Origin of the sequence: Aporhodopirellula sallentina SM41 (assembly GCF_000346505.1) — a bacterium.
GTDB classification, from domain to species: domain Bacteria; phylum Planctomycetota; class Planctomycetia; order Pirellulales; family Pirellulaceae; genus Rhodopirellula; species Rhodopirellula sallentina.
Genome location: NZ_ANOH01000140.1, coordinates 1 through 18,315 on the forward strand (window position 1 = coordinate 1; position 18,315 = coordinate 18,315).

The 18,315-nt window shown below is 56.8% G+C and carries 13 protein-coding genes; 6 read left to right on the forward strand and 7 right to left on the reverse strand.

Annotated features, from left to right (window positions below):
• Together RSSM_RS08980 and RSSM_RS08985 are read left to right on the forward strand one after the other, a co-directional pair.
• Window positions 1–2,932 (forward strand): PSD1 and planctomycete cytochrome C domain-containing protein (locus tag RSSM_RS08980; protein ID WP_144059671.1); only part of this gene is annotated, 2,932 nt, incomplete at its 5' end.
• Window positions 2,933–3,027: 95 nt separating this feature from the next.
• Window positions 3,028–4,509 carry a DUF1501 domain-containing protein gene (locus tag RSSM_RS08985; RefSeq protein ID WP_008676966.1) on the forward strand — a complete coding sequence of 494 codons (1,482 nt, stop codon included), beginning with the start codon at window positions 3,028–3,030 and terminating at the stop codon, window positions 4,507–4,509.
• Window positions 4,510–4,521: 12 nt separating this feature from the next.
• Here the strand turns inward: RSSM_RS08985 and RSSM_RS08990 are convergent, their stop codons facing one another.
• The 7 genes from RSSM_RS08990 to RSSM_RS09020 all read right to left on the reverse strand — a co-directional run bounded on the left by RSSM_RS08990 (window position 4,522) and on the right by RSSM_RS09020 (window position 12,067).
• A complete protein-coding gene (locus tag RSSM_RS08990; protein WP_044301953.1) occupies window positions 4,522–5,484 on the reverse strand; it encodes a hypothetical protein in 963 nt (320 codons plus the stop codon).
• Window positions 5,485–5,525: 41 nt separating this feature from the next.
• On the reverse strand, window positions 5,526–6,188 hold the full coding sequence (locus tag RSSM_RS08995) for a peroxiredoxin-like family protein (RefSeq protein WP_008676970.1): 663 nt from the start codon (window positions 6,186–6,188) through the stop codon (window positions 5,526–5,528).
• 304 nt (window positions 6,189–6,492) lie between these two features.
• Complete coding sequence (locus RSSM_RS09000) at window positions 6,493–7,041, reverse strand: AAA family ATPase (RefSeq protein ID WP_008676972.1); 549 nt, start codon at window positions 7,039–7,041, stop codon at window positions 6,493–6,495.
• Window positions 7,042–7,112: 71 nt separating this feature from the next.
• A complete protein-coding gene (locus RSSM_RS09005) occupies window positions 7,113–8,894 on the reverse strand; it encodes a cation:proton antiporter domain-containing protein (RefSeq protein ID WP_008676974.1) in 1,782 nt (593 codons plus the stop codon).
• Between the two features lie 33 nt (window positions 8,895–8,927).
• Entirely contained in the window at window positions 8,928–9,428 is a 501-nt protein-coding gene (locus RSSM_RS09010) for a BLUF domain-containing protein (RefSeq protein ID WP_008676976.1), read from the reverse strand.
• Window positions 9,429–9,612: 184 nt separating this feature from the next.
• A complete protein-coding gene (locus RSSM_RS09015; RefSeq protein ID WP_008676979.1) occupies window positions 9,613–10,494 on the reverse strand; it encodes a protein-L-isoaspartate(D-aspartate) O-methyltransferase in 882 nt (293 codons plus the stop codon).
• Between the two features lie 220 nt (window positions 10,495–10,714).
• On the reverse strand, window positions 10,715–12,067 hold the full coding sequence (locus tag RSSM_RS09020) for an alkyl/aryl-sulfatase (RefSeq protein ID WP_008676981.1): 1,353 nt from the start codon (window positions 12,065–12,067) through the stop codon (window positions 10,715–10,717).
• Window positions 12,068–12,399: 332 nt separating this feature from the next.
• Here RSSM_RS09020 and RSSM_RS09025 point away from each other — a divergent pair, with 332 nt between their 5' ends.
• From RSSM_RS09025 to RSSM_RS09040, 4 genes are all read left to right on the forward strand, one after another.
• Window positions 12,400–12,828 carry a hypothetical protein gene (locus RSSM_RS09025; protein WP_008676983.1) on the forward strand — a complete coding sequence of 143 codons (429 nt, stop codon included), beginning with the start codon at window positions 12,400–12,402 and terminating at the stop codon, window positions 12,826–12,828.
• A gap of 83 nt (window positions 12,829–12,911) precedes the next feature.
• The gene (locus RSSM_RS09030) at window positions 12,912–13,364 is read left to right on the forward strand and encodes a MarR family winged helix-turn-helix transcriptional regulator (RefSeq protein ID WP_008676984.1); all 453 of its coding nucleotides are present in this window, start codon (window positions 12,912–12,914) and stop codon (window positions 13,362–13,364) included.
• A gap of 140 nt (window positions 13,365–13,504) precedes the next feature.
• The gene (locus RSSM_RS09035; RefSeq protein ID WP_008676986.1) at window positions 13,505–14,953 is read left to right on the forward strand and encodes an efflux RND transporter periplasmic adaptor subunit; all 1,449 of its coding nucleotides are present in this window, start codon (window positions 13,505–13,507) and stop codon (window positions 14,951–14,953) included.
• Window positions 14,844–18,053, forward strand: a complete 3,210-nt coding sequence (locus tag RSSM_RS09040) for an efflux RND transporter permease subunit (protein WP_236621027.1) — start codon at window positions 14,844–14,846, stop codon at window positions 18,051–18,053. The genes RSSM_RS09035 and RSSM_RS09040 overlap by 110 nt, the downstream gene beginning before the upstream one ends.
• The last annotated feature ends 262 nt before the right edge of the window (window positions 18,054–18,315 follow it).

Genomic DNA, 18,315 nt, shown 5'->3' on the forward strand with positions numbered 1-18,315 from the left:
GGCTGCTCCCGTTTCTGCGACGGAATCGGTCAATCAAAACGACCCGGTCATCTTTAACGAGCACGTGCGACCGATCTTGTCTCGGCACTGCATCGCCTGTCACGGCCCCGATGAGGACGACCGTCAGGCGGGATTGCGACTCGACACGTTCGATGGTGCGACCGAAGATTTTGGCGGGTACGCCGCGGTCGCACCCGGCGATCCCGAAGCCAGCGAGATCATGGTCCGCATTCTGACGGACGATGAAGACATGCGAATGCCGCCGTCGGATCACGCTGGTCGGCTATCGGATGCGGAGGTCGAGACGCTCCGTCGTTGGATCGAGCAGGGGGCCGACTACCAAACGCACTGGTCGTTCAGCGTTCCCCGCATGCCAGAGATTCCGGACGAGGTTCGAAACGAGCCTCACCGCGCGGTTGACTATTTCATCGACAAGAAACTCGAGAAAGTTGGCCTGCATCGAGACGACCCGGCGGATCGCCGTTCACTCGTACGGCGATTGTCCTTGGATCTCACCGGACTGCCTCCGGTTGCCCATTCGGAGTTGGTCGGTTCCGCGATAGACGATTACCTCGCTGCTCCCACATCGGATAACTATACGAGGTTGGTCGACGAACTTTTACGTACACCCGCATACGCCGAACATTGGGCAGCGATGTGGTTGGACTTGGCCCGATACGCAGACACGGTCGGTTACTCAGGCGACGAACACCGAGACATCTGGCCGTGGCGCGACTGGTTGATCGCTTCTTTGATGGAAAATAAATCCTACAAAGAGATGTCGATCGAAATGATCGCCGGTGACCTATTGCCCAACGCCACCACCGACCAAAAACTCGCAACCGCGTTTCATCGCAACACGCTATCCAACAACGAGGGCGGCACGAATGACGAAGAGTTTCGCACGGTCGCGATCAAGGACCGTTTGAGTACGACGCTGAATTCGTGGATGGGGATTACCATCCGCTGCGCCGAATGTCACTCACACAAATACGATCCGATCAGTCACGTTGAGTACTATCAACTGCTCGACTACTTCAACCAGAGTGAGGATGCCGACCGCAGAAACGAGTCGCCGAAATTGCCGGTGCCGCCTCGCCGCGATCTTGAAATCGCCGAAGAATTGGAAACGAAACTGGTCCAGCTTCGAGAGGCGGTTTCCAGTCAACTTGAGGTATGGACGCAGCAACGCCCCGTTGAAGTCAAAGGGCAGTCGGGGAGCACTCTCGAGTTACTCGACGACAACAGTGTGCTCGCCAAAGGGAAGAACCCGTCGTACGAAATCTACGAAGTCACGTTTGAACTCGAGCCGGAGCAAACCGTCAACGCGATTCGATTGGAAGTTATCCCGCACCTGCAGCATGACGGCAAAGTAGGCCGCAGCGGCGACGGCGGGTTTATCCTGTCGCAAATCTGGATCGAAGCGGAGCGAGACGGCGAGAAGAAAAAGGTCTCCCTCAAGGACGCCGAAGCGGATTTTGCACAGCCCAATCACCACCCGCGTACAGCGATCAAAGAAGATGTCGAAAGCGGGGCTCATCAACAAGGGTGGGCGGTGCGACATCCCGTGACCGGATACACCGATCATCACGAGGCGATCTTTGAACTCGGAGAGCCTTTGCGATCCGAAGAGGCGTCGCGCTACACCATCTACCTGAGGCATGACTCACCGTGGGTTCGTCTCAACATGGGGTGTTTCCGGATTTCAACGACCGACCAGGAAAACGCCGCCGAGCGTTATCGCAAGGATGAATTGGATGCCGATCGCATCGAACTTCGCAAATGGGAGGCCATGGCGGCGGAGCGTGTCCGCGTTCCCGTCATGCAAGAAAAGCCAGAGAAGAAAAGACGCGAAACTCACGTCATGCTCGGTGGAAACTACCTCAGTCATGGCGAAAAAGTGTCTGCGAAATTGCCCGAGGCGTTTGTCCCCGAGGGGGCGGAATTTCGAGGTGATCGTTTAGGGCTGGCGAATTGGATTTTTGATGAATCCAATCCTCTCACTGCACGCGTCGCGGTGAACCGTTACTGGGCTCGTTTGATCGGTGCCGGTTTGGTGGAAACCGAAGAGGACTTTGGAACGCAAGGAACGCCTCCTTCGCATCCGCAATTGCTCGATTTCCTCGCTGTATCGCTTCAGGAGAAACAGTGGGACGTTCGAGAGTTGATCAAGATGATCGTCAGATCGGAATCGTATCAGCAGTCGCAGGTCGCTAGCGCGAAGGCGTTGGAGATAGACCCACGCAACCGTCTCCTATCGCGAGGTCCTCGGGTTCGTTTACAGGCAGAGGTTGTTCGCGATCAGGCGTTGGCGATCGGTGGATTGTTGTCTGGCAAAATGTTTGGTCCACCGGTCTACCCACCGAGCCCTATCAAACGGGTCGTCAATGCTTTCACCGGCGGAATGACTTGGCAGGAAAGTACCGGTGAGGATCGTTACCGCCGTGCGATTTATACCTACCTCAAACGCAGTGCTCCGCATCCGCTCTTTGAAACGTTTGACATGTCGAGCAGGGATGTTTGCAGCATGCGACGTTTGCGGACCAACACGCCGCTGCAATCCTTCATGACGCTCAACGACGTTACCTTCATCGAGGCAGCACGTGGTTTGGCCGATCAAATGCTCAGCTACCGCGAGCAACCTGTTGACGTTGCCACCGGACCCAAGTTGGCAGCGAGCATCGAATACGGTCTGCAACGAGCCCTCTTCGTCGATGAAGTTTCGGCCGGCCAAGTCGAAGTCCTGTCTGATCTGTTTTACCAGTGTCAAGAACGCTATCGAACGCGGGTCAAAGAGGCCGCCAAATTTTCCGGTCAAGCTGTCGATCTTAAGACGATTACCGATGACGAAAAGAGTCGGCTCGTCGATCGTGCTTCCATGACCGTGGTCGCCAACGTGATCTTGAATCTCGATGGTGTCCTCAACAACTGATTCCTTAACGCAGCCCTTTCAACACTGACCACGGTTCGTTCATGTAGGGTCGGTACCGCGTTGTTTGATTTACTATCGTCCTTAATGAGTGCAAAATGAAATCCAGTCGCTTGTCCCCAGAGGCTGAACTGAACCTGGTTTCGGCTCGGCTGCAAACTCGTCGGCACTTTCTCGCGAATTGTTCGGTTGGATTAGGAGCCATCTCCGCCGGACTGCTTGGTGCAAAATGCAACGAAGGTTCTGCGAGCACGACTCGCGATTCGACCGGTTTCGCTAGCGACTATGCGAAGCCCGCCAAGCATGTCATTTATCTGCACATGGCAGGGTCTCCTCCCCAGCATGAGCTGTTCGATTTCAAACCGGAGTTGAAGAAACACCATCTCGAGCCGTGCCCGGATGAGTTGATCGAGGGCAAGATGTTCGCGTTCATCAAAGGGAAACCGAAGCTGCTCGGCCCCGTCTATCCGTTCAAAGAATACGGCGAGTCGGGAATGTTACTGGGCGAAAAAATCCCGCACATCGGGCAGCACGCCGACGACCTTTGCCTGATTCGGTCGATGCATACCGATCAGTTCAACCATGCTCCGGCGCAATTGTTGTTGCATACCGGTTCGGCACAGTTTGGCGGATCGTCTTTCGGTTCGTGGGCGACGTACGGCCTCGGGAGTGAGAGCGATAACTTGCCAGGGTTCATTGTCATGGTGTCGGGTGGCAACATGCCTTCGGGCGGGAAAAGTTTGTGGGGCAATGGGGTGCTGCCGAGTGTTTTTCAAGGCGTGCAGTGCCGAAGTGAAGGCGATCCGATCCTCTACGTCAGCAATCCTGATGGAATGGGGAGCGACATCCGGCGAGCAAGTTTGGACGCACTCAATGAACTGAACCGACGCGAGCATGAGGTCTTCCAGGATCCCGAGACGCTGACACGAATCGAGCAATATGAACTCGCCTTTCGGATGCAAACCGCCGTGCCTGAGGTGATGGATATCAAACGAGAATCCAAACAGACGTTGGAACTGTACGGTGCCGAGCCGGGCAAGGCATCGTTTGCGAACAATTGCCTGCTGGCACGCCGTTTGGTCGAACAGGGCGTTCGCTTCGTGCAGTTGTTTGACTGGGGATGGGATATCCATGGCACTGCGAAGTATGACGACATGGAAACCCAATTCCCGATGAAGTGCACGCAGGCTGACAAACCGATCGCGGCGCTACTAACCGATCTGAAGCAACGAGGGTTGCTTGATGACACGCTCGTTGTTTTCGGCGGAGAGTTCGGACGCACACCGATGGTCGAGGCTCGCAATGGAACGATGAAGTTCATTGGGCGTGACCATCATCCCGACTGCTTTAGCGTTTGGGTCGCCGGTGGCGGATTCAAACGCGGCATGGAATACGGAGCGACGGACGAACTCGGGTTCAAAGTCGCTGAAAACCCGGTCGATGTGAAAGACTTCCAAGCCACGGTGTTGCACGCGATGGGACTCGACCCCTATCGCCTGAGTTTTCTCAGCCAGGGTTTGAACCAACGGCTCATCGGTCCATCCAATGAAGCACGAATCATTCACGATTTGCTGATCTGACAGGTCCGCTGCTCAGTCGCCGATGGTCGTTCGCATCAGCACCAGATTATCGTGCACCAAACTCGACGACCAAATGAACTGGGCGTCGGCATCGGGAGCGTCAAACAAATCGGTGAAGTTCGTATACGCCGGTTTGTTGTCGACGCCAACGAAGTCGTTGGTGTAGGTGACCGCGTTCGGCCAATCGGACACATCGAATGAGCTCGCCGCCCAATTCTCCGGAATTGGCCAGTGGGCGGCATAGTGTTGTCTGCCGTCGTTCACATCGTCGGTTGCGCAGTTGGAACTGTCGCGATGGCTTCCGTTGACCACCAAACAATCCTTTGCCTGAAGGGGTGCGGTGTAGAACGTTTGGGCTTTCCAACTGTTGTCGGTTACCGAAATGGTTTTACCGGAGTCGTCCTTGATGACTGCCACTAATCCCGCGTCACCTTGGTGAAAGGACGCGCCGCGGAATTTCTCAAACCCCAGCCCAAGACGCTCTTCCCAGTCGACTCCCATGATGCCGATCGTAAACGGACGTTTCGCCTTGAAACGGATCACGTTGCTGTTGAACGGTGTCATGGGAACCGGATCGACCGCGATCAGTTTCCCATCGATGAACAGTTCGAAATAGTTGTCGCCGAAAACGAACGCCGTGAAAACTTCGTCGCCTCCTGCGTCCACGACAGGAATGCTTTGCAGGTCAACGTCTTCCAAACTGTTGGGTTTGACGTTGTTAGCTTCGTTGTACAAATCGGCCGCTTTGGAGCCGGCGAGGAAACTCGTCTTTGCGGGCACGGTCCATTGCAGACCATCGGACGACTCGATCGAGCCGACTTTCGCGGTCCGGGGGTTTGCCCCTTTCCAATCAAACAGTGTCGATATGTTGGAGTCGGCTTCGCCTTGAGTGAACGAAGGCGGCTGGGCAAACGCTGCCGTCGAAGCGGTGGCGACGAGGGTCGAAAGCATCGACGAAAGTACGGCTTTGATCATGGTGTGGCTGCGATGGGTTTGCATGGACCTGCGTGTGGTGTTCAGGCAGTTTGCTTGGTAAGTTGTTTGAGCGCGTTGATGATGTCATCCGGTTCCGCACGGTGACGATAATCCACGTCGACAAAACGCCATGTCACGACTCCATCGCGGTCGATCACGAAGGTTGCCGGGATCGGTAGCACGCTGCCGTTGCCGCCATTGATTTTGGATAGTTCGAGATTGCGATCATTCCGCATGTGCTCCAATATCAGCTCAGGCACTTCCCACGCGACTCCGTACTCGGCCGCAACGCGTGCGTCTTGATCCGAAAGGACTGGGAACTCCAACGTCTCCTGTTCTTCGTGCGAAAGCGAGCTGTCCGGCATTTCGGGACTGATCGCCACGAGTTCCGCACCGAGAGCATGGATCTCCGGGAGCCGTTGCTGCATCGCACGCAGTTGCAGGTTGCAATACGGACACCAACTACCTCGATAGAACGTCACGACGACGGGCCCGTTGGCAACTAGGTTCGATAGCGAGACTGACTTGCCCACCGGTGTCGGTAAAGTGAAATCAGGAGCGCTCTGACCGACGTCTAACGCATTCGCACCGGACTGAAACACTTCGGCGGAGGACAACAGTTCGTCGACCTTCTTGGCAAAATCTGGATTGTTCTTTCGGGTGTTCGCGATCTTGGTGTCGGTTTGTTCTCGGAGGCTTGTCATTTTTATTCCTTTCAGTGACGAGGCAAAACGGTGCGTTTCTAGTATCGCCGGTTGTTGATGGGGTAATGTTCGCCGGCGGCTACCCTCCGCCAAAATGAATGTCGCCTCACGGCCGAGATGGCTGTTCACGCGAGGTCCCTGCCTAGCCGCAATTACTTGCGTAGCCGCGACGATTCTGTGTAGCCGCGACGATTCTGTGTCGCCGCAAATACTCTGCGTCGCCGCGGTATCGCGGGGGCGACCGGATTGCCGAGTTTGAGAGACAACGGTTTTCACGGCCCTGGAAATTAGAACAACGAGGCGATCAACGACTGCGCGACGTATCCACCAGATTGACCTCAAACGCAGGTTGGGCCGGCGGGGCGTCGGCGATGTGCTGTGCCCAATCTATCAGTTTGGCACGGTCTCGTGGGTTACCCCGTTTCATAATTCTTTCACGCCGGAGAACATCGCTGCAGGTGACGTGCCAGATGGTCGGCTGAACTCCGAAACGGTTGTGAAGATGCTTCGGCCAGTTCGCGTCGCGAAGTTCTCGGGTGAAAGGGCCGACGATGACCACACTCGTGTGCGTTAGATTTTCGGCCGCGGTTGCAAAGAGACATTCATAAACCGCGTCGCGGAACAACCGTTTGTATTCGGGGCTGTCACGATCGGTCGGGTCGAGTCCCGCGGCCGTCAATCCCGCACGCACGACAGGTTCCGTGACCGTGTCACTATCGAGAAATACCGCTCCCAGCTCTACCGCCAAATGTTTGCCGAACGTGCTTTTGCCAACCCCTGCAGCTCCTGTGACGATGTGTAACGCAAGCGTATTCGGGTTGTTCTCACGCGGAATGGGGGACAGCTCTGTCATGTGACCAACGGTTTCTGAGTGATGTGAAAGCGAGGCATGTTTGATAACGTTTTGCGTGAATCGTTCCGGTTTTACGTGGTCGCTTCTTGGAGTTCTTCATCGCGTCGCTGCATCCAGTCTTTCACTTGCTTGTCGTCGATTCCCAGCGAACGCAGTACTTCTTGAGTGAGCAATCGACTGGTGTTCCCATTCGCTGCAACCACCACGTTCATCCCCAGGTCTCGAAGCCGCTCGCCTTGTGCTTCATCGGACACGGCGATGTGTTGCGTCAGACCCGGAAAGCGTTCTTTGACGATCGGAATCAGCCTTTCGACTTCGTCCAACCGAGGACTCGCCAAGACGATCGAGCTGCGTTGATCCATTTCCATCGTTTCCGCTAAACGTAAATCGCGGAGATCGCCAAACGCGACCCGATAGCCGTCCACGCTCGCGGCGGTGAATTGCTCATAGTCACGCTCGACGGCTTCGTATTGAATCTGATGGGCTTCCAAAGCGTCGGCGACGGACCGGCCGACCTCGTTCATTCCAAAGATGATCACCGGGGCGATGGATTCAATTGGGGTGGTTTCTGATTTGGGAACAGACATGTTTCCTCGACGTCGTAGGGACCGCGCGAGTCGGTTTCCGAGCTCCGCGACCGTCGGCGTCAGTGCGAGTGACAACGCCACACCGATGAAAACGATGCCGACGGTTTGTTCGCCAAATGCTTCGCGAATCGTCCCCATCGATAGGATTACAAACACAAACTCACTGCCCTGCGCCAACAAAAAACCGAGTTGCAAAGACCCCGGCAGGGACCACCCGACCGCCCTCGCAGCGAGAGATACCGCGACTGATTTGACTGCGATCAGCACGATCGTGAACGCTGCAATCTGCCACCAGTTGTCCAGCAGCACCCGCCAGTCGAGCGACATCCCGATCGAGATGAAGAAGAACGCCATCAACAGATCCCGAAACGGTTTGGCTTCGGTCCGAATCAGATGACGAAACGGTGTTTCCGCGAGCATCATGCCGCCGAGGAAGGCACCGAGAGTCAGCGACAATCCCATCCAACCGCTCGCAGCCGCCATCGACAAAACGATCAACAACGCGATCGCCGTGAAGACCTCCTCGTTTTTGGATCGGGCGATCGTTTGAAACATCGGTCGCAGAACGTAACGACCTAAAACGACAGACGCCGCAAAAGCAACCACGCCTTTGACTGCCGCCAGACCGATCAGCGCGGGAAGGTTTGTCGCCGGCAATTCCGACTCGCCAGGTCCCATCTCCCCGCCGCTCATCTCCCCACTGCCCATCGACGCGGCGAGAACTAGCAGGAAGATCGCGAGCACGTCCTGCAAGATCAGAACCGCGGTCGAGGTCCGGCCGACCGGGCATTGGTTTTGTTGGCGTTGTTGCAGCGTCGGGTTCACCACCGCCGTGGACGAAAGCGACAACGCGCATCCGACGACCAACGCAATATCGAATGGGTATCCGAATGCCAATGCGATGCCCGTGAACGCGACCGCACATAAGATGATTTGAATCGGGCCGAGCCCAAAGATGTCTCTTCGTGCATCCCAGATATGACCGATCGAGAAATGCAGACCGATGTCGAACAGCAAGAACACCACGCCCAACTCTGCGAGCAGGTGTACCGTCTGGTTTTCGTGCATCCACCCGAGAGCGTGCTCGCCGATCAACATCCCGCCGAGCATGTAACCGACGATCGGGCTGAGTCCTAAACGCCGCATCAACACAATCGAGCAAATGCCGATGGACAGCAGCAAAATCGCCGGCAGGAGAGCGTGGACTTGTTCCATGGCAGGTGTGTTGACGTGGGCTGGTTGGGCGATCAATCCGAGATTAATCAAATGCGGTTTCCAAGATGATCGATCGAGGCCGCCTCACATCTTCTTGCTGAGATCGGTAAAGATTGTCCGCGCCCTGCTGGCTCGGCTCCAGCCTTGGTCTTCCGGCGAGTCATCGGGGCGAAAGCTGGTGATGCCTTCGCGGAGGGGCGGGGCGATGTCAGCGAACGCTCGGTAGGCCATTGACCAGCCTTCGAAACTCCGTGTCTCGATCCGGCCACGGTACATGATATCGATCGATGTGTGCCGTTCATCCGATGAGATCTTCTCCATCAGCATATCGAGCGTTTCGGAATCACCTTCGAGCAATTGAATGAACTCGCGAGTTTGATCGTTGTAGAGCAGCGTTCCGGTCACGCCGAGCGATGAGTTCTTGCTCCGAGCATGATCTAACAATTCGCGGAGGTCGTCCGCATCCATAACCCGGGTTGCCACGCTGCAGTAAACAAGTTCGTTCAACATGTCGTTGGTGAAGAAAGTCGGCAGAAAACAAAGAAGATGCTTCTGGAGACGCTCACGGTGAGTGAAACGTCGCATCGTGCGAATTTGAGAGTATCGGAAAAGCCGCGCCTTATGATAGAGAAGACGGGCAAGGATGGAGAGGGCGGGCCATGTCGAGTGGGCGGGCCATGTCGAGAGGGCGGGCAAGTCTAGAGTAGACCGGCAATGAGAGGAGACACGGGCAACGAAGATTGGTCCTTCGTCGCCGGTCGGGAAATCTTCAGTGCCCTTCGTCCCATCCCGCCGCCCCGATCAGGGGAACGAAGCGGACTTTTCCGAGCTTTTCGCGTTTGAATTGGTGCTCGTCCGTTCGCGTCAATCGATAGAGAGTCTGCGACGAGCGATCGTTTCCCAAGGGAGCGATGATTCGCCCCCCAATCACGAGCTGATCCCGAAGCGCGGCGGGGATTTCACGACCTGCGGCGGCGATACAGATCCCGTCAAACGGCGCGTGCTCAGGCCATCCCTGGTGTCCGTCCCCACAACGGACGCTCACGTTCTCGTAGCCTTCGGCGATCAGGCGGGCCTTGGCTCGTTGTGCCAGTTCGGGGATCCGTTCAACCGAATGAACGGTCGCACAGAGAAGTGACATGACCGCGGCCGCGTAGCCGCTGCCTGTGCCGACGTCGAGAACGTGATCAGTAGGCTGCAGTTCCATCGCGTCGGCCATCCATGCCACGACAAGCGGCTGTGAGATTGTCTGGCCTTGTCCGATGGGCAGCGGGATGTCGTGATACGCGGCCTCTTTGAGTTCATCCGGAACGAACGCATCGCGACGAACCCTGCCGATCGCGTCAAGGATTCGGCGGTCGTGGATCCCTTTGCCTCGCAACGCTTCAACGAGTTCGAGACGCGATTGATCAAGGTTCGCTTGCTCACGGCTCGATTGATCACGACGTTGTGCCGAGATTTTCTTTGATACCTGTTTGGGTATCTCTGTTGGAGTTAATTGCCCCGAGGATTGTTTGGGGCGTTTGGCATCCGTCATCGGGCCACTCGTGTTTGATGGCCATGCAAAGGTGTGTTGTCTTAGCAGCAGTTGAGCTTGATATGCCGCATCGCTCAGGAAGCACGCAGCGTGCCGTCGCTCTCGAAGGAGCATCCGGTCTTTGTTTGCACTACGCGACAGACTTGGAACCTATCTGAAAACCGCGGCTAACGCCGATCGGCTGATTCGTATTCGGATAGGTTCATCACACTAGTTTAGCATGACTCGCCAAGCAGCGTTTTGCCTTTTTCCGACACCACGAATACCAGCACCGCCATGTTCTCACGGTGCTGTATCGTTGGTTGTCTGGTGCGTGTCACTGCTCGTTTCTCTCTTATTGCTCACGCAATTCGCGGGCGACGGTGAGGTAGTAGTTTCTCGCCGTTGCGTTGACCATGTCGTGAGCCAGGTTTATTAACGCTTGAGCTTTGATTTGCTTTGCCGCGGAATCTTCTTTATCCAAAGCGAGCAATTGATCGGCGAGTTGGGCCGCCCACTGATTGTCGCCACTGCCCACTGCATCTTCGGCGGCTTTGACCAATTTGTCTTTTCCGCCGGCGAGTTGCACCATTCGTTGAGCCTCCGCCTTGGGTGGCAGCGGAAACAGGTTGCTCGCGTTGCCGTCGAACCAGCCCAAGTAACCGTTGAACACGGACCGCACGCCCCACTGAGGATGTCCGTAAAACGGTTGTAGGTATTCCTTGTTCGCCAGATGCTCGGGCAGTTGCACGTATTCAACCAACTCATCCGGGGTCAGTCCTTTGTTCATTCCCTCGACGGTTTTATCGTGAATGAACTGCACTGCATCGCGGTAGTCGGTCAAGACTTGCTGGACTTGGGACGGATCGGTAATCGGCCGAGTGTGTCCACCAACGAGGGCACTTGGTTTTCGCTGGGCCATGTTGCCAAGGCTTTCTGCCCACAATCGAACGCTGCGATTGGGGGTCCCGCGGATCGCGTACAGGTTTGGGAATGATCGATAGAAGTCATCTCCCGCGAACAGCACTTTGCCGGCGGGGTACCAGACGAAAATTCCGTCGTTGGTTTCGCCTGGTGCCGCCACCAATTCCAATTCAACGCCAGCAACATGGATCGTCTGATGTTCGCTGTCGAGGAAGTGTGTGGGGCTCGTTCCGTCGGACGACGAGAAAACCTCGCCACCCCGATTGGGATAGCGAACCGGCGCGACGCCGTTGTTGATTCGTTGATCACGCGGCAGTTTGAATCCGGCTTGCCGGGCTCCGCGAACGTTTTGATACGTCAGTCCACCGAGTTTCCAAGGGCGAGCCTCGCTGCCGAAGTTCACGTGTGCCCAAATCTCGGGACGTTCCTCACCAAGGAATGCGGGCGCGCCGCCGGTGTGGTCGCCGTGCGAGTGCGTGTAAATGATTGCTTTGACCGGTTTGTCTGTGATCTCGCGAAACTTTTTCGCAATCTTCATTGCGGACTCAGCCATCATTCCGGTGTCGATGATCACGACGCCGTCGTCGCCCACGATCATGGAAACGTTGGACACGCTGTATCCCACCGCCACGTGAACATTGTCAGCGACCTCGATCACCTCTTCCTTGAATTGAGCGTTTTGATTTTGCAGTTTCTCCGTTGCCGTGAGGCCTGGTTGAGCGATCGCGGTGCCGGTGAGGCATGACACGATCAGTGGCAACGCGATGAGGTATTTGTGGTTCATGGGGGCTCTCGCTGTAGTAAAAGAGGAGGTGGAGGTTGGTTGAGTGGGGGCCTGTTCAAACGGCGTTTCATGTGGGAGACCCGGGGGACTCCCCGTTTCCGCCCGGCGTCCCATGGGGCTGTTCGGTTTGCCCGGCTGAGTTTTGGGAATGTCCAGATTCCAACAGAACGATTGACGTTTGGCAAGTTGCCTGTATAGTGCAGGTAAGTGATTGTATGCAACTCGACAATGGGGAGAGCCGAGTCCATGCCTCTTTCTTCAGACTGCGGAGACCGAATCAATTGATTAGACCAGAAACCCGCCGTGTCCGGCTGCCTCGACTTGCGCTGGTCGTGCGGCTGTTGTTCGCGTTGTTCCTGTTTGGCACCGGGATCATGACGATGAGCTTCGCCATGCGTGGCTATCCGGTGGACAAAGCGCCGGACGAGGTCGGACGATTCATGATCGCGTTGGAACAAACGGGCTACTTGATCTTTTGGGTCGGCTTTTTCAAAACGGTCACTGGCGCGTTGATGTTCGTGCCGCGAACGGCTCCGCTGGCGGTGCTGATGTCGCTGCCCTACGCGTTCAACATCCTGCTGTACGTGACGTTCTTTGCACATCAATTTCTGGTCGTGGGGCTCCCTGACTTCGCCGCGTGTGCGCTGCTGATCTATTGCTACTTCGATTGGTACCGTCCGCTTGTTGCCGGGCCGAGCAGCAACGCCTCGAGCGCTGGTGTCGTGGACGCGGCAACGAGTCCTGCCACTCGGGACTCGTAGCCTCGTCCACTACCTTTTCAGCCACTCAAACGTATGCCGTACCCTACGCCCATTTCAACTCAGGACTCATCAGGAGGCCGCAAATGCACTTTGACAGCGAATCAACGCCGGGATTCGCGATCGGTCGGGTCGCTTATCTGATGCGAACCCGGATGGCCGCGGTGCTCAAGCAGGCCGATTGGCCATTCACACCGGAAGAGACTCAGACCCTGGTCACGCTGGCCGATGTGGGCGAGCCGCTGAGCATGAGTGATTTGGCGTCGCGAATGGTTCGTGATCCGACCACCGTCAAGCGGCAGTTGGACCGACTGGTCGAACACAAATTCATCCAGCGAAGTGTCTCGCCCAAGGACGCTCGGATCGTGATGGTTGGATTGACCGCTCGCGGCGAACAACAACTGCAAACCGTCCTGCCGTTGCTCGATGAGCTTCGCAAATGCGCCCTGCAAGGCATCACCAAAACACAGGTGACCGAGATACAGAAGGTGCTTCAAAAGATGCAATTCAACCTCGCGAACCACAAATTGAAAGACTGATCAAGTGGCTCCGAACAACTGCCTCTTCGCTGCACCCACGTGGTGTTCCCCCGACCTTTCTACCCCACCCCGCCTGGCCAATCGGATCGATCCCATTGCACTTGGCGACACGATGGATGCCCGAATGATGGAGACTCGCGTTGGCTGACAAAACTCCAAACAAGATCCTGCAAACGCTCAAGCGATTTGGCATGCGGTCACTGTTCATTCCGCCGTTGGTCGCGGGCATCTTCATCGCGATCTGGATCGTGGGGAACCGCCCGCAACCGCAACGGGAAGTCGCCGACGAAGCATCGCGAATGCTGCGTGTGATCGATGTTCCCGTGGTCGACGTTGTTCCACGCGTCGTCGGCTACGGCACCGCAACCCCCGGCCAAACGTGGCAGGCTGTCGCTGAGGTGGACGGCCGAATTGTCGAGGTCCATCCGGAACTGGAATCGGGATCGTTCGTCAACAAAGACCAGTTGTTGCTAAGGATTGATCCGACCGAATACGAGTATGCGGTCGCACAATTGGAAGCCGAGATCAAACAGGCCCAAGCGTTGATCGACGAGCTGACGCGAACCGAAGAAAACTTGAAAGCGTCGTTGGCGATCGAACGCGAGGCGTTGACGGTCACTCAGCGTGAGATGGAACGGTTGCGACAACTGGCATCGCGTAGTGCCACGTCACAATCGGAATTGGACGCACAGCAACGATCGGTCTTTACCCAGCAACAACGCCTGCAGGATCAGACCAGCGCGTTGAACTTGTTGCCCGCGCAGAAACAAAGCCAAGAAGCCAACCTGGCACTCAAGCAAGCCCAGTTGGCTCAGGCACACTTGGACCTCAAGCACACCGAGATCCGTGCTCCGTTTCACTGCCGAATCGGCACAGTCACGCTGGACGTCGACCAGTACGTCGGCACGGGGCAAGACTTGTTCGAGGCTTACAACATCGACTTGGTCGAAGTCGAAGCCCAGGCTCCGATGAGTGAGGTGCGGCGGCTGATTCAAAACGAATCGCAAACGGCCTCGCTAGAAGAATTTTCGATGCAGCGTGTGCGTGATGTCTTCAACGTCCGCGCTGTTGTCGAAATGGCATCGTCCGATATCCCTGCCCGCTGGGAAGCCCGGTTCATGCGAGTCCGTGAATCGCTGGACCTGCAAACTCGCAGCCTGAGCATGGTGGTCGGTGTCGACGATCCGTATGAACAAGTCATTCCCGGTATCCGACCCCCGTTGCTGCAGGGCACGTATTGCCGCGTCACCTTGATCGGGCAAGCTCGACCGAACCAAGTCATCATCCCGCGACACACGGTTCACGGCAGTCATGTCTATGTGCTGGACGACGAACAACGTTTGAGAAAGCAGCCGGTGGATGTCGCGTTTGTGCAAGGCGAGTTTGCCGTCATCCGCAGCGGGCTGACCGGAGGCGAGAAGTTGATTGTTTCCGATCCAGCACCAGCCGTTGAGGGGATGTTGATCGATCCGGTTGCTGATGACGAACTGCTCGATCGAGTGGTCACCGACGCCAGTGGTGCTGACCTCGCTCTGCCGACGGCAACCAACCAAGACCAAGCCGGCAACACCGGAGGCAGCGATGATTGATCAGTTCGCTCGCCACCCAACGCTGGCCAATCTGTTGATGCTGTTGTTCATCATCGCGGGCGTGTTCGCGCTTCCCAAACTCGAACGTGAGACCTTTCCCGAGTTCACCGCGACAGAAATCCAAATTCAAATCTTGTATCGCGGCGCGACGGCAGAAGAAGTCGAAGAGGCGGTTTGCCAACGCGTCGAAGACGCCATTGACGGTGTCGAAAATGTCAAAGAAGTCCGCTCCGATGCCCAGGAAGGCGTTGCCGTGATCACCGTGGAAATGCGGGACGGTGCCGACATTTCGATCTTCCAAGACGACATCGAATCCGAAGTCGAAGCGATCACGGAGTTTCCGGTCGACGTCGAGGATCCCGTGATCACGCAACTTGGACGCACCGAAGCGGTGATGGTTCTGCTGGTCAACGGCCCGATGGAGACGGGCGACTTGAAGATCTACTGCGAAGACCTGAAGGACCGATTGCAACAGGTGCCGCAAGTGTCGTTGGTCGCACTGAGCGGATTCTCCGACCGCCAACTTCGCGTCGAACTGTCCGAAGAAGCCTTGCGACGTTACAGCCTGACCGCGTCCGAAGTGGCCCGAGTCATCGCCCGGCAAGGCATCGACATTCCAGCCGGTGCGTTGGAAACCCGTGACAACGAAGTCCTGTTGCGTTTCGTGGAACAACGTCGCACGCCGGAGGAGCTGGAAGACTTGATCATCAAAGGCACGCGTGGCGGAGCTGAGATTCGCTTGCGTGACCTCGGCCAAGTCGTCGATTTGTTCGAAGACGAGGAAGTCAAAAGCTTGCTTGGCGACGAGCGGGCTGGCGTGCTGCGGATTGAAAAGACGAAAACGCAAGACGCGATCCGCGTGACCACGGCGGTCAACGAATTCTTGGAAGCCGAACGCGAACGGCAACCGAACGTGAACATTGCTGTCGTCAACGACATGTCGACGCTGATCAGCGATCGTTTGCAGTTGGTGCTCAAGAACGCGGTGCAGGGAATCATCCTGGTGTTCTTCACGCTATGGATGTTCTTCAACCTGCGGATGTCGTTCTGGGTGGTGATGAGCCTGCCGGTATCGTTCCTTGGCGCGTTGTTCTTGATGCCGACGTTTGGTCTGACCATCAACATGATCACGCTGACGGCAATGTTGCTGGCGACTGGAATTCTGATGGACGACGGGATCGTCATCGCTGAAAACGTCGCCAGGCATCTGAGTCTCGGCAAACCGGCGATGCAGGCCGCCGTCGATGGCGTCAAAGAAGTCGCCGGCGGTGTCGTTTCGTCGTTCCTGACCACGATCTGTGTGCTCGGTCCGCTCGCGTCGCTGGCCGGTTTCATCGGGAAAGTGCTGCAGGTCATCCCGATCGTGTTGATCCTGGTGCTGGCGGTCAGTTTGATCGAAGCGTTCATCATCTTGCCCGCTCACCTGGGTCACTCGCTGGGGCATTCCGGCTTGGAAAGGTCCGGGCGAATGCGTGGAGCGATCGACACCGCGTTGAATTGGCTGCGTGAATCGGTGATGGGACGGTGCGTCGATGCGGCGATCCGTTGGCGTTACCTGTTTCTCGGAAGCATTGCCGGTTTGTTCGTGGCATCGTTGGCGTTGGTCGTCAGCGGCATCGTTCCCTTTCAGGGCTTTCCCACGACCGAAGGCGAAATCGTCGAAGCCCGCATCTTGTTGCCGCAAGGCACGCCGATCGAACGCACTGAAAAGATTGTCCAGCGGATCACGGCGGGACTGGACAAAGTCAATCAGCAATTCACGCCGGATCAACCCGACGGTCGCGAGCTGGTTGAAACGGTTCAGGTTCAATTCGGGACCAATGCGGACGCGTTCGAATCGGGGTCGCACGTGGCAACGATCACGGCCGATTTATTGAGCCCCGAAAATCGATCGACGCGGATCGATGCGGTGGTTCAGGCATGGCGTGAAGAGGTCGGCAATCTGCCCGATGTGATCAGTGTCACGTACGGCGAATCCGCGTTTGGGCCGGCGGGTCGACCGATCGAAATCCGCTTTCAAAGCGACAGCCTTCACGATGCCAAAGCGGCTGCGCAACAGGGCTTGGCGTTCTTTGACCAGTACCAAGGCGTTTACAACCTGACCGATGACTTGCGGCCGGGGAAACAGGAATATCGCATCCGTTTGGATGAGGGCGCTGTGGGGCTGGGGCTGGATGTGACCACGATCGCCGATCAAGTTCGCGCGGCATTCCAAGGCACGGTCGCCGATGAAATCCAAGTCGGCACGGAGGCTTATGAGATCGAAGCGCGTTTGAAAACGTCGGACCGAGACAGCCTCGCGGACTTTGCCGATTTTCATGTTGTCTTGGCCGATGGCAGCCGCGTGCCGTTGTCGGCGGTTGCCAAAGTCGACGTCGCCACGGGCTGGTCGCGGATCGCACGGCTGAACGGTCGCCGCACCGTGACGTTGATCGGTGAAGTCGACACGCGGGTGGCCAACACGGCGGCGCTGATGGGTTTGTTTCGTCGCGAAGCGATCCCTGAAATTGAAGAGCAACATCCCAATGTCCGCATTCAGATCGAAGGGGAATCGCAAGAGTCAGCCGAAACGGGGAACTCGATGCTGCAAGCCTTCGTGTTGGGTTTGATCGGCGTGTTCGCGATTCTCAGCTATCAATTTGAAAGCTGGACCGAACCGTTGATCGTGATGGCAGCGATCCCGATGGCGTTGATCGGCGTGATTTGGGGACACCTGATCACGGGCAACTCGCTATCGATCCCCAGTGTGCTCGGCTTTGTGTCGCTGGCCGGTGTGGTGGTGAACGACTCGATCCTGTTGGTGTTGTTTCTGAAACAAGAACGCACGGAGGGAACAGACGTGATCGAGTCGGCACGGCAGGCCAGCCGACTTCGCTTCCGGGCCATCCTGCTCACCTCGGCCACCACGATCGCCGGCTTGATGCCGCTGTTGTTCGAAACCAGTCGCCAAGCCCAGGTGTTGATCCCGCTGGCAGTCAGCGTGTGCTTCGGCCTGCTGGCATCGACGGTCCTCGTGCTGATCGCCCTCCCCGCCGCCTACGTCGCGTTGGCCGACCTGGGTTTAGTGGCCAAGGTGGACAAGCCAGACTCCCACACGTAGCAGAGTCTCTCCGAGACTCTGAATCACAAAACGCCATTTATTAAAGCCCACCGACTTCCGCAAAGAGAAGCATCGCCCGACAACCTCGCGAATCGCGGAAGGTAGTGGACGAGGCAACGAGTCCTCGATTCACAAATGACGCAAGAGGATTCCTCGCGTCATCCACTACGATTCCGACTTCGCAAAGAGAAGCATCGCCCGACAACGCATGTTCAACCAAGTTCCCATCAGCCGATCCTGCACCGCCTCGCGAAACGCGGAA